Source organism: Candidatus Neomarinimicrobiota bacterium (assembly GCA_018647265.1).
In the GTDB taxonomy this organism is placed as follows: domain Bacteria; phylum Fidelibacterota; class Marinisomatia; order Marinisomatales; family TCS55; genus TCS55.
In genome coordinates this window covers 1-12,817 of sequence record JABGTK010000098.1, presented here as the reverse complement: position 1 = coordinate 12,817, position 12,817 = coordinate 1, and the positions used below count along the sequence as shown (strand labels likewise).

At 37.9% G+C, this 12,817-nt stretch carries 14 protein-coding genes; all 14 read left to right on the top strand.

The features are described 5' to 3' along the window. The first annotated feature begins 101 nt into the window (after positions 1–101). The 14 genes from gcvT to HN459_05465 all read left to right on the top strand — a co-directional run bounded on the left by gcvT (position 102) and on the right by HN459_05465 (position 12,784). Positions 102–1,187: a glycine cleavage system aminomethyltransferase GcvT gene (gcvT, locus tag HN459_05530; protein MBT3478908.1), complete on the top strand. Its 1,086-nt coding sequence runs from the start codon at positions 102–104 to the stop codon at positions 1,185–1,187. An 11-nt stretch (positions 1,188–1,198) separates the two neighbouring features. After that, entirely contained in the window at positions 1,199–2,185 is a 987-nt protein-coding gene (locus HN459_05525; protein ID MBT3478907.1) for an SDR family NAD(P)-dependent oxidoreductase, read from the top strand. 455 nt (positions 2,186–2,640) lie between these two features. Further along, the gene (locus HN459_05520; protein ID MBT3478906.1) at positions 2,641–4,572 is read left to right on the top strand and encodes a DNA translocase FtsK; all 1,932 of its coding nucleotides are present in this window, start codon (positions 2,641–2,643) and stop codon (positions 4,570–4,572) included. A gap of 6 nt (positions 4,573–4,578) precedes the next feature. Then, positions 4,579–5,157: a hypothetical protein gene (locus HN459_05515; GenBank protein MBT3478905.1), complete on the top strand. Its 579-nt coding sequence runs from the start codon at positions 4,579–4,581 to the stop codon at positions 5,155–5,157. Then, on the top strand, positions 5,150–6,133 hold the full coding sequence (locus HN459_05510) for a flippase-like domain-containing protein (GenBank protein MBT3478904.1): 984 nt from the start codon (positions 5,150–5,152) through the stop codon (positions 6,131–6,133). The genes HN459_05515 and HN459_05510 overlap by 8 nt, the downstream gene beginning before the upstream one ends. Then, entirely contained in the window at positions 6,130–6,681 is a 552-nt protein-coding gene (locus HN459_05505; GenBank protein ID MBT3478903.1) for an HAD-IIIA family hydrolase, read from the top strand. Before HN459_05510 ends, HN459_05505 begins: the two co-directional genes overlap by 4 nt. Further along, positions 6,678–7,577: a D-alanine--D-alanine ligase gene (locus HN459_05500; protein MBT3478902.1), complete on the top strand. Its 900-nt coding sequence runs from the start codon at positions 6,678–6,680 to the stop codon at positions 7,575–7,577. Before HN459_05505 ends, HN459_05500 begins: the two co-directional genes overlap by 4 nt. After that, complete coding sequence (locus tag HN459_05495) at positions 7,577–8,092, top strand: UpxY family transcription antiterminator (protein ID MBT3478901.1); 516 nt, start codon at positions 7,577–7,579, stop codon at positions 8,090–8,092. Before HN459_05500 ends, HN459_05495 begins: the two co-directional genes overlap by 1 nt. Continuing rightward, positions 8,076–9,452, top strand: a complete 1,377-nt coding sequence (locus HN459_05490; GenBank protein ID MBT3478900.1) for a cysteine--tRNA ligase — start codon at positions 8,076–8,078, stop codon at positions 9,450–9,452. The genes HN459_05495 and HN459_05490 overlap by 17 nt, the downstream gene beginning before the upstream one ends. A 26-nt stretch (positions 9,453–9,478) precedes the next feature. Next, entirely contained in the window at positions 9,479–9,772 is a 294-nt protein-coding gene (locus tag HN459_05485; GenBank protein MBT3478899.1) for a hypothetical protein, read from the top strand. 4 nt (positions 9,773–9,776) lie between these two features. Continuing rightward, positions 9,777–10,829, top strand: coding sequence for a histidine kinase (locus tag HN459_05480; protein ID MBT3478898.1), 1,053 nt, complete (start codon positions 9,777–9,779; stop codon positions 10,827–10,829). Positions 10,830–10,834: 5 nt separating this feature from the next. Next, entirely contained in the window at positions 10,835–11,545 is a 711-nt protein-coding gene (locus HN459_05475) for a response regulator transcription factor (protein ID MBT3478897.1), read from the top strand. 265 nt (positions 11,546–11,810) lie between these two features. Then, positions 11,811–12,221, top strand: coding sequence for a response regulator (locus HN459_05470; protein ID MBT3478896.1), 411 nt, complete (start codon positions 11,811–11,813; stop codon positions 12,219–12,221). Beyond that, positions 12,218–12,784, top strand: a complete 567-nt coding sequence (locus HN459_05465; GenBank protein ID MBT3478895.1) for a T9SS type A sorting domain-containing protein — start codon at positions 12,218–12,220, stop codon at positions 12,782–12,784. Before HN459_05470 ends, HN459_05465 begins: the two co-directional genes overlap by 4 nt. Positions 12,785–12,817 lie beyond the last annotated feature (33 nt).

Sequence of the window (12,817 nt, the reverse complement as noted above, 5' to 3'; positions counted from 1 at the left end):
TTAGAAGAAACTGAATTCTTCATTCGTTTTGCCTATTCCGGCATTACAGTGGAAGATATCAATGAAGGTATGAAAAAGTTGAAAGAGTATTTCGAAGCATCATGAAAAAAACGCCATTATATGATAAACATATAGCTTTGGGGGCAAAGTTGGTGGATTTCGCCGGTTATGAGATGCCCATCCAATATGGTGGCATTATGCAAGAGCATAATGCTGTGCGCAATTCCGCCGGTTTATTTGATGTAAGCCATATGGGGGAATTCATCGTTTCAGGAGAAGGTGCGGAGGCATTTCTCGATTATGTAACAATTAATGATGCTACGGTTATTCAACCTTGGCAAGCTCAGTATTCCGCCATGTGTTACGAGGATGGTGGCATAATCGATGACCTTCTGATTTATCGTTATACCGACCATTTTATGTTGGTGGTAAATTGTGCAAATATAGGGAAAGACCTGGATTGGCTCATGGCTCATAAGCCTGACAATGTAGATATTATGGATATGAGTGAACAAACTGGCTTGATCGCTTTTCAAGGGCCGAAGTCCAGAGAAATTCTTCAGACCATTGTGGATATAGATTTGAATACCTTAGACTTTTATTGTTTTGATATTGGAAATATAGATGGCAGTCCTGCCACAATAGCACGAACTGGGTATACTGGAGAATTGGGTTTTGAAGTATATGCTGACCACGATAACATTGTCAAAATCTGGGATGCCATTATGTCCGCTGGTGGAAACAATGTCGAAGCTGTGGGCCTCGGTTGTCGAGACACGCTCCGGATGGAAATGAAATATGCCCTTTATGGGAATGATATTGATGAAACCACCCACCCGATTGAAGCGGGCTTGGGATGGATCACCAAATTAGAAAAAAATAATTTTATTGGTAAAGATGCATTGGTTGAAGGAAAGGAAAAACTCTCCCGCAGATTGATATGTATAGAAATGATTGATCGCGGAATTCCTCGTAAAGGATATTCAGTTTTAGCGAATGGAGAAGTGGTGGGAGAAGTAACAAGCGGCACCCAATCACCATCTTTAAAGCGGGGAATCGGCATTGCTTACGTGGCGAAACCAATGGCAAAGATTGGCACGGAACTGGAATTGGAAGTCCGTAATAAAAAATTAAAGTGCAAAGTTGTTAAACCGCCATTTTATAAAGATGGGACTGTAAATAGTTAAAGCATAGTTCTATGGAAAAAACCTCAAATAAATCAGTTTTGGTCACTGGCGGATCAGGTTTCATCGGCTCTCATTTAACCGATCAATTGCTCGCAGCGGGGAACAAAGTTGTCTGTCTTGATAATTTGAACGAATTTTATAATCCACGCATCAAAGAATTAAATCGATCCAGTCATTCAGATTATGATGAATACACTTTTGTAAAAGGTGATATTCGGGATAGTGAATTGGTCTCTCAATTGTTTGAGAAAAACGATTTTGAAGTTGTCGTACATTTGGCTGCCATGGCAGGTGTAAGACCTTCGATTGAAGATCCCTTGCTTTATACCGATGTGAATATTAACGGTACCCAAACTTTGTTGGAGGCCATGCAGAAATCGAATGTGCAAAAATTCTTATTTGCTAGTTCATCCTCAGTGTATGGTAATAATAAAAAAACACCATTTTCCGAAGATGATATTGTGGATTTTCAAATTTCCCCTTATGGTGCCACAAAAAAAATGGGTGAAGTGATGTGTTATACCTATCATCATTTGAGTGAAATCCCCACATCATGCCTTCGGTTTTTCACCGTTTATGGGCCTAGACAACGTCCAGAAATGGCTATTCATAAATTTACCCGAATGATGAAACGAGGAGAGGCTATTCCCTTCTTTGGCGATGGTTCTACGGCGCGGGATTACACATATATCGACGATATAATTAATGGTATATTTGGCGCCATGAACGCTGAAGATCAATATGCTATCTACAACTTGGGAAATTCAGAGCCGGTAAAACTAGATGAATTAGTTCATGTGATTGGCGAGCGTGTTGGGGTTGACCCCAAACTTGAGCGACAAGCATTACCTGCCGGCGATGTTCTCCAAACTTTTTCAGACGTATCCCGTGCTAAATCACGTTTAGATTATGAAGCTCAAATTAGTATTGATGTTGGTGTCAGTCGGTTTGTGGATTGGTATGATGAAATGACGGAATCACATGGAGAATTATTTTAATGAAAGAAAGAAGATTAGAAATATTAGGTATTCTGGCCGTAGCTATTTCACTATTAGTTTTTATCAGTTTGCTAGGATACAGCCCTTTTGAAGATCCGGGTATTTCACCAAATGTTCGTGTGGAAAATCCCATGGGAATCCTTGGTGTTTGGATTGGCTATTTTTTCATTAAACTCACCTTTGGTTATAGTTCATTTATTTTACCCCTTTTAGCGATTTCGTGGGGAATTTGGTTTTTTACACACAAAGAATTTGAAGCGATCAGTCGCCTCTCTGGTTATTTAATTGGTGTTGTTGTATTATCTTCAATTACTCTGGGCGCCGCACAAATATTTCGTTATGGTATATTGGATAATTCTTTTCGTTTCAGTGGATTGATCGGCGGCATCATCTCCCAATTCATTTATGATTTTGTTGGTGGTATTGGCATTGTCATTATTCTTTTAGCCCTGTGGATGGTACTTATTCGCGGTTACTTTGGATTCAGTTTTTATGAGCCGATCAAAGCATTATTAGAGAAGATTCAGAAAAAACGGGATAATCAAAAATTGGTTACTGAAAATATATCCGTCGAGGATGAAAAGCGTCGTCATACACAAAATTTGATAGAAAAAATTGATTCGCAGCGAAAAGATGAAGCAGATGTAATTGAACCTGAAAAACGTCCTGAAACTGAAGATGAAGAACCAATTGATGAATTGCAAAAACCTGAATCTTCAGCAGAAGAGGTGGATGATTCATTCGAAGATATTGACATCGATCAAAAAGCGTCTAAAGAGAATGAAGACGAAACAGATGAAACAATAATTGAGACTGATCAATCATCTGTTGACCCGGAACAGGATGAAGCAAAAGAAGGTAATTTAGAAGTTGGTGAAGTAGTTGAGGAAACGGAAGTTGATATTGATGCGGTTAAAGAGCGTAAAACGCCCAAACGGGAATTCCAATTGCCATCGGCGGAATTGTTAGCTAATCCTCTCAATATTCAGAGCGGTATGAGTCGCGACGAATTGGTGGACCGCGCCAACTTCCTCCAGCAATCATTACAGACATTCGGTGTTATGGGTAAAGTGGTTAATGTGAGTCCAGGTCCCGTTATTACATTATTTGAGGTAGAGCCTGCTGAAGGTGTTCGCGTCAATAAATTTGTCGCTTTATCCGACGATTTAGCCCGCGTGATGGAAGCAAGCCGTGTTCGTGTCATTGCCCCAATTCCGGGAAAATCCTCGGTGGGGATTGAAATTCCAAACCGCAACCCTGATATGGTCTATTTCAAGTCGGTAATCAATTCAGAGAAATTCGCTTCGGCGGAATCAAAATTGACTTTAGCGGTAGGGAAGACAACTACAGGGGAAATCGCAATATTAGATTTAGCCGAAATGCCACACCTCCTTATTGCCGGTACCACTGGTTCCGGGAAATCTGTATGTATGAATACAATTCTGGCCAGTTTGCTTTATCAGGCCTCACCGGATGAAGTGAAATTTGTCATTATTGATCCGAAAAAAGTTGAAATGACTTTATATCGTTCATTATCTGATTATCATTTACTTAAGATAGAAGATATAGATGAACCGATTGTTACCACACCAGAGAATGCAACATTAGCTCTCCGCGCTGTTGAAAAAGAAATGGGCAGACGTTACGATGTTTTGGCCGATGCGGTTGTTCGTAATATTGGCGAATATAATAAAAAGATGCGCGACAAAGGTGAAACTATCATGCCATTTATTGTTGTACTTATTGATGAACTTGCAGATTTAATGATGCTAAATGCCAAAGAAGTTGAAGCGCCGATTGCTCGTTTGGCTCAATTGGCACGTGCAGTTGGGATTCACTTGGTGGTTGCAACACAAAGACCATCGGTGGATGTGATTACCGGTGTGATAAAAGCCAATTTCCCATCTCGGATTGCCTTTCAAGTAGCCACAAAAATTGATTCACGAACTATCATCGACGGCTCCGGTGCAGAAAAACTCATTGGCCGAGGTGACCTTCTATATCTTGGCAGTGGTTCCTCTGAGCCAACCCGACTTCATAATGCATTTTTAAGTCTCGAAGAAATTGAATCGTTAATGGGCCATATAACACAACAACCCAAGGCAGATGAATTGGTTTTACCTAGTCCAAGAGAAACTATGGGCGCCGGTGGACTCGTTACTGGAGATAATGGTGGATTTGATGAACTATTTGATGAAGCTGTAAAATTGGTAGTAATGCATCAGCAAGGATCTATATCACTCATTCAGCGGCGATTAAAAGTTGGCTATTCCCGTGCAGCGCGATTGATTGATGAAATGGAACAAGCTGGCATTGTGGGTACTTTTACGGGCAGTAAAGCGCGAGAAGTACTGGTCGATGAGTCGTACCTAGAAACACTCGATTAACTATCCATGAAGCGCACCTTAATCTATATGTCACTGTTTTCAGTAGTGTCATTGGCTCAAACTAATCCATGGAAAGACAAATTTATTTCAGCCATGAACGATGCCAATGGTGTGGTGATTTCTGTAGAGATTCAGCAGAAGCAATTTGAATCCAATTCAGTTGAATATGGTACGATTGAAATATTTAAAGAAGAACATTACCTTTTGGATACAGCTTCTGAAACTGTTTATGTAGCAGGAGATACGATCAAAACGTGGAACAAGGTGACAGGCCAGCTCATTATTGACCAAACGGTTGAAGGCGATATAAGTATCTTTAATCTCATTACAGGTGATTTTAAAGATGTTCTTTTCGGAACACCTATTGTGGGTGAGATGATAGTGGCGATGGATATTGATATACCCATGATGGGTTATAAAGGGAAATTGACCATATCAAAAAAGGGGCATCCCAAAGTAATCAAAATAATTTACGGCCCCGATCAAAACGTATCTCTGAAAGTAAACAAATATAGAATTGGAAATTTGAAATTATACCATTCATTCAACCCATCTGCGAAGGAGGTCATTAATCTCCGTGAATAAGTGGTTAAAATTAATCATTAGTATTGCCATCAGTTCTGTGGGACTTTATTATGCTTTTGACCAAGTAGATTTTAATGAATTGTGGTTTCACCTCAAATCTGTGAACCTGTTATGGTTATCCATAGCAATTATGTTATTGATATTTTCTGTGGCGATTCGCGCTGAAAGATGGCAGTTGCTTTTGGAACCAATTGAAAATATTCGATTTCATCCACTTTTCGCAGCCACTATGGTGGGCTATTTCGGGAATGCTGTTTTACCATTTAGATTAGGAGAACTGCTAAGGGCTTATACAATTGCAGCGAGGGAAAATGTAGAAACATCGGCTGCTTTTGGAACAGTAATCCTTGAGAGAATTTTAGATATGCTCGGGCTTGTTTGTATGATTTTAATTTTTGGATGGTTATATCCATTTGATGAAGCTGGCCGGAATATCATGTTAGCAGTAGTAATATTTACCCTAGTTGGTTTTGGTTTTGTCTTAGCCTTGGGACGTGCCAAATCCCATTTGATAGAACAAATTGAAAAATGGTCAGTTTTTGAAAAGCCATGGGCCCATCGTATTCTTACAATTATTAATAGTTTGGTGGATGGTTTAACCTCCATCCGTGCCACAAAGCACGTTGGGCAAATTGTGCTGCATACCATTTTTATGTGGGTGGTTTATTACAGCATTACCTATGCTGTAATCCTTGCGGCAGGAATTCATTTATCGTGGATTGAAGTGGGCGTTGTGTTGATTTCCACATCCTTGGCAGTTGCCATTCCAGCAGCCCCCGGTGCCGTGGGAACATATCATGCAGCAGCAGTTTATGTATTAACTACATTGTTTTTCGTAAGTAGGACAGAATCTCAAGCTTTCGCCGTACTTCTCCATGCGGTCGGGTTTGTACCTTTAATAATTATAGGGGCCATTTATTTTCTCCGCAGTTCAGTAAATATTAAAGACATTTCTGGTCAGCATATCACAGAATGAAACAATACGATACAATATTTTTAGACAGGGATGGCACTTTGAATCCTGATCCAGGATATATCAATTCAATAGACCAGTTTGAATTTTATGATTTTACCATGGATGCGCTGAAACAACTGGGTAACGCAGGCCATCGTTTTTGTATAATTACCAACCAATCGGGAATCGGCCGCGGCATTGTTGATATCAATCGATTGGGCGAAATTCATGATTTTATATTGAATGAGTTTTATAATAACAATTTGAATTTGCTAGGAATATATTTTTGTCCCGATCATCCAGATAATGCATCGGACTTTAGAAAACCAGGAATCGGTATGTTTAAGGAAGCGGCTTCAGATCATAGTATTGAATTGGCCAATTCAATAATGATTGGTGACGCTGTTTCCGATATAGAAGCGGGCATAAATTCAAGGATGGATACCATGCTAGTATTGACCGGCCGAGGTGAGGATACGCAAAAAAAACTTGGGTCAATTACACCCACATTTATTGTTAAAGATATCATGGATGGTGCTCAACAAATTTTGGGAGAGTTGGCGCAATGAAGATTGGCGTTTTAGCCGGTGGAAATTCAGCTGAAAGGGATGTGTCCTTATCTTCAGGAAAAGCAATTTCTGATGCCTGTAAAGAGTTGGGCTATGATGTTTTATCACTTGATTCCCAAGATGATATAAAATCATTAATTCCAGATCTATTATCGGTGGATGTGGTGTTTAATGGCCTTCACGGTGGTGATGGTGAGAATGGTGTTATTCCGGGATTCCTTCAATCTTTGGGTGTGCGGTTCACCGGTTCCGGTAACGAATCATCTGCCATTTGTATGGATAAACGGGTGAGTAAAGCGTTGGTTCATCGAAAAGATATTTTAACACCGAATTGGATTGCATTATCCTCAGGTGATGATGTGCCTATGGATCATGATTTGGGTTATCCTGTGGTGGTGAAACCCAACAGTCAAGGTAGCACCATTGGATTGACCATTGTTCAAGATCAATCTGAATTGGCTGATGCTGTTGCATTAGCGCGGCAATACGATTCTGTTGTTTTGATAGAAGCCTTTATTGCCGGCCGTGAAATAACAATATCAATCATTGGTGATACAGCATACCCCATTGTAGAAATTGTCCCCAGTCATGAACTCTACGATTATGAATGTAAATATACCCAAGGAATGACGGACTATTTTTGTCCCGCAAATTTATCGGAAGAAATAACAAAATCGATTCAGGCGTCAGCTTTAAAAATCCATAAATTACTAGGGTGTCGCCACTATTCTAGAGTGGATTTTCGGTTAGATGAAACCAACAAAGTGTGGTTTTTAGAAGTGAATACATTGCCGGGAATGACAGAAACAAGTTTAGTTCCAAAGTCGGCTGCTGCTGCTGGATTAAGTTTTCCGGAATTGATACAAACAATAATTAATGAAGCATTAGAAGATTAATGGAACAACATTGGATAGCTGTCCGCTCGAAACCTCGGGCAGAAAAAGTTGCTCTTCAGCAATTAGAGAAAAATGGGATAGAGGCCTATTTGCCATTGGTACGGCAAAAGCGCAAATGGTCCGACCGAATGAAATGGGTAGAATTGCCTCTTCTGTCGAGTTATTTATTTGCACGGATAGAACTTAAAAATTCAATTTTTGTGTTAGAAACACATGGCATAAGTACGATTGTCAAGTTTAGTGGTAGTATCGCAATCGTCCAAGACGAAGTTATAAAGTCGATTCGCTTAGCTTTGGAAGGAGGGTATGAACTTGAACCTACAGAATATTTTTCAGTAGGGGATGAAGTAGAAGTATTTGAAGGGCCTATGAAAGGAACTAAAGGTATTGTGCTTCAAATAAAAGGTGAGGATAGACTTGTCATAAAAATTGATGCACTTCAGCAGGCAATTGCAGTTCATATAGATCTAAAATTTCTCCAATCAGTGGGTAAAAAACGTGCTCCGATTTTATAATTCTTTTTCACGAAAAAAAGAAGATTTTATTCCCTTAGAAAAAGGGAAAGTTAAACTATATACATGTGGACCAACCGTATATGATACAGCCCATATTGGCAATTTTCGCACCTTCCTTTTTGAAGATTTTCTTAAACGAGTTTTAGTGGCTCGTGGATTTGATGTTTTTCATGTAATGAATATTACAGATGTGGATGACAAGACCATTAAGAAATCTATGGATGAGGGGAAACCTCTTTCAGAAATCACAAGCCATTATACTGAATTGTTTTACCGTGATTTAAAATCATTAAAAATTATTCCCGCCGATGTATATCCCGCTGCCACCGAACATGTGGATGGCATGATCAAAATGATTAAATCCTTAATTGATAAAGGGAATGCTTATAAAACGGATGATGGTTCTGTCTTTTTTTCCATTGAATCATTTAAAGATTACGGTAATCTGACAAATATTAATATGGCGGGAATGCGCCAATCAGAACGGGTGGTATCAGATGAATATGGGTTAGATAATCCCCAGGATTTTGCCCTTTGGAAAGCTTACAAGAATGAAGATGGTGATGTGGCTTGGGATTCACCGTGGGGTAAAGGCCGCCCTGGCTGGCATATAGAATGTTCTGCCATGTCTATGGAATATTTAGGACAGCATTTTGACATTCATTGTGGTGGTGTGGATAATAAGTTTCCCCATCATGAAAATGAAATTGCCCAATCAGTTTGTGCTGCTGATACGCCCTTTGTGAATTTTTGGCTTCACTCTGAATTTCTCATGGTAGATGGTGGTAAAATGAGTAAATCTATCGAAAATTTTTATTGTATACCGGATCTGCTCGAAAAAGGTTTTACTGCAGAAGAGATTCGCTATATCATGCTAAGTGCCCATTATCGAACGAAAGTTAATTTTACCTTGGATAAACAACATGAAGCTAAAATGGCCATCCAGAGGATTCATGAATTGCGAATACGTTTGACTGATATAGATAGAAAATCCACATCCGATTTCCCCGATGCGGTGAATCCATTCAACATTGCTTTGGAAGATGATTTGGATGCGCCAAAGGCTTTGGCTGTATTCTTTGATTGGATTCGTGTTACAAATTCAACTTTGGATAAAAATTCATTATCTGAAGATGAAGCATCTCAAGGAATAAATTTTATTGCTTATTTTGATTCAGTATTCGGTGTGCTTCCTAAAGATGAGTCTATTCCGCAAGAGATAATAGAATTGGTTTCTGAGAGAGAGGAAGTGCGACAACATAAAGATTGGGCAAAGTCGGATGAATTGCGCGATTTAATAGCTTCGAAAGGGTGGATTGTAAAAGATACACCTGATGGGACGAAACTCTCACCTAAATGACTTATAAATTCTTAAAGATTTGATAAATGAATAAAAAGAGCCCTGTATCGGGTTTGCCTATTACGGAAAATCCTGAATGGAAATTTAAAACGGACGATGGTTTATATTCATTTCTATTTAACTTGATTGGTGGCGATATACTATTTCACCAAGGAACTGGCGTATTTAATTTGGTTGGTATGAAAAAATATATGGAAGTCGTTAAAAGTATTATAGACGAATATTTCAAGGATGGGAAAAAGTTTTACGAAATATCCGATATTTCTGGTGCCACAGGGTTTGATTTTGCTCCAAGAAAACCGTATGTAAAATGGGCATAATCTTTTGAATCGCCCTAGAATATTTACATTTTGGCAGTTACAGATAACTGGCTGGTCGACGCTTTTTTTTGTTATATTTTTCAAAGTATCTTTAGATCATGGTCCTTCAACTGAAGTGGCATTATATGGATTTATTGTTTCTTTTACGGGATTATTAATATCTTTAATAGCGCGCATTATTTTTAAAAAAGCAAATTTAATTAATAAACCCTTAAGCACTATTGTTTTTGCTGTTATATCTCTTGCTGCTTTATTCAGTTTTATTATAGCAACATTTACTTTTGGTATTTTCCCAAAATTAATGATTGGTTTTTTTGTACCCGGCGCTCGCTTTCCGCATATGGTAAATTATGTGTTTATTGCTTTATTGTGGTCCACATTATATTTTTTATTCAAATATTTTTATTTAATTATTGACGCTAATCAAAAGCAAGCATTAATGTTAGAGCAAGTTAAAATAGAAAAACTAAAAGTATTGCGATTTCAACTCAAACCACATTTTCTATACAATGTTCTAAATTCACTTCATTACTTAATTCGTAATTCTCCCGATAAAGCGCGTGAAATGACTTTACATCTTGCGAAATATTTCCAGCATATTTTGAGTGAAGATTTATCGGAAACAGTAAGTTTGAAAAATGAAATTGGCCTCATTGAAGAATTCATTGAATTACAAAAAATACGATATGAAGATAAGTTGGAATCTGCCATTACATGTCCCGAATCACTAATGGATCATAAAATACCTGGGTTAATTATCTTCCCAATAATCGAAAATGCAGTAAAGTATGGATATAACACGCATGATGGTGTTTGTAGTGTTAATCTATTTGTTGATAAAAAAGATACAAATTTAAATATCGTCGTTGAGAATGATGGTAAATGGGTGAAAAAAGATGAATCAAAAAAGAATCAAAAAATAGCCTTGTATGAAGGTGGTATCGGACTTGTAAATATTCGAAAACGGTTATTACATCATTTTAAAGATAATTGGACTTTAACCCATAAAGAAGAAGATGGAAAAGTTATTGTTACTTTAATAATACCATCCTTATGAATCCATTGTATATTTTAATTGTAGATGATGAAACTTTCGCAAGGAAACAAATTTGTGATTTAGTGCATGAAATTTGTCCTGAAGGGGTCACTACCGAAGCGGATTCTTTATCGGAGGCAAAAGAAGCCTTGAACCAAACTGAATTTTCTATCATTTTCCTTGATATAAATCTCAAGGGGGATTTAGGTTTTGATTTAGTTCCATTTGTACCGCCGCAAACAAAAATTGTATTTATTACCGCTATGGATAAATATGCTATTCGTGCTTTTGAGGTTAATGCAATAGATTATATTGTAAAACCGCCAACTGTCGAGCGTATACAAAACGTATTTAATAAAATAGAAAATAAAAAATACGAACCTGTTCTTAAAACTTTCACCTTAGAAGATAGAGTATTTGTTCAAACTGATGAGACTTTTCAGTTTATTCAATTAAAGGAAATTCAATATATTGAGGCAAAGGATGTGTATTCTATGATTTATATATTGGGTATAAAACCAACCCTTATTCGGAAATCACTCTCAGACTGGAGAAATATTTTACCTGAAAATCATTTTTTTAGAATTCACCGCTCAACAATTGTAAATATTAATAAGATTCATCATATATCACCATTTGGGAAGGGAACGTTTCATGTCTATTTGAATGGCTTGGAGACTCAATTGGTTATGAGTCGATCATATGCGATCGAATTAAAGAAAAGATTAATCGTATAAAAAACGGATAAACTGTTAGACCGTTGTATTTGGCTTTACTGTTTATCTGCCTGCCCACCGAAGAAGGGACATGACAATAATCCTATTAATGTAATCGAAATATTACTGTCATTATTCTTCTTTTTCCTTTTCCCTTTCCTCTTCCATCTAACTTCAAACTTCTTCCCCGGTCCCACTCACATCACCATAGACCCTTTCGCAACATAATAGAACCATTCACAACATTGTATGATGTTTTTAAAATTATTCCAATTATTATCTAAGCATGAATTTTGCTACACCTAAATCAAACATACAAGAGTCAGGACAAACGATTTCAGTCTTAGCCGTCGATGACGAAGCACTCGGTTTGGCTGCATTGGCGGAAGTAATTGAGAATAAAGAAAACACGATACTTTGCGGTGATGCTAAATCGGTCCGTGAAGCTATAGCAATTGCAGAAAAAAATCATGTAGATATTTTAATTTCAGATTACCATCTTGGTGATGGCACGGGCTTAGATATATCGACACAATTAAAATTAATGCATAAAACAATCATTGTATCTGCAGATGTTGCCGTAAAAAAGATTGCAGAAAAAATGAATATCCCTTTTTTAATGAAACCAATCGTTACCACAGAACTGGAAACGATGATCAAAGAATTTTCTTCAAAAGCAAACAAGGAAGACAAATGATAAAACAAACAATAAATGTTCAAAAATGGTTTGCCATACGAACCACAATCATGGTTGCATTTATACTCATGACAGGTCTGGGTGCCCAAAGTAAAGCCATCCAACGGTCAGGTATATCCGCCGGTAATATTCAAGCCAAAGGTAATGCGTATCAGTTGAATGGCACCGTGGGACAAAATGTTATTGGTGTATCCCAATCGAACCAAAACAAAATATCTTCTGGCTACTGGGGCTGGATCGTTCGCTGGACTTCATTGGGAACAGACGATGAGGAAATTATTCCCAACTCATTTATGATTAAACCGGCCTATCCCAACCCATTTAATCCTTCGACAAAAATTGATCTGGAGATTCCGGATGGTGGATTGGTTCAAATTACCATCTATGACCTCTTGGGCCGAATCGTATTGGATCATAAAAAAGATTATCCCGGCGCGGGCCATTATCAATTTGTATGGAATGCCCGTACGATTGCAGGACAACAACTGGCCACGGGCACATATATTGTTACTGTGCGCCACAAAAATAATTTTAATACACAAAAAATCACATTTCTTAAATAGGAACTAACACCATGAAAAAACTAATCGCAATAC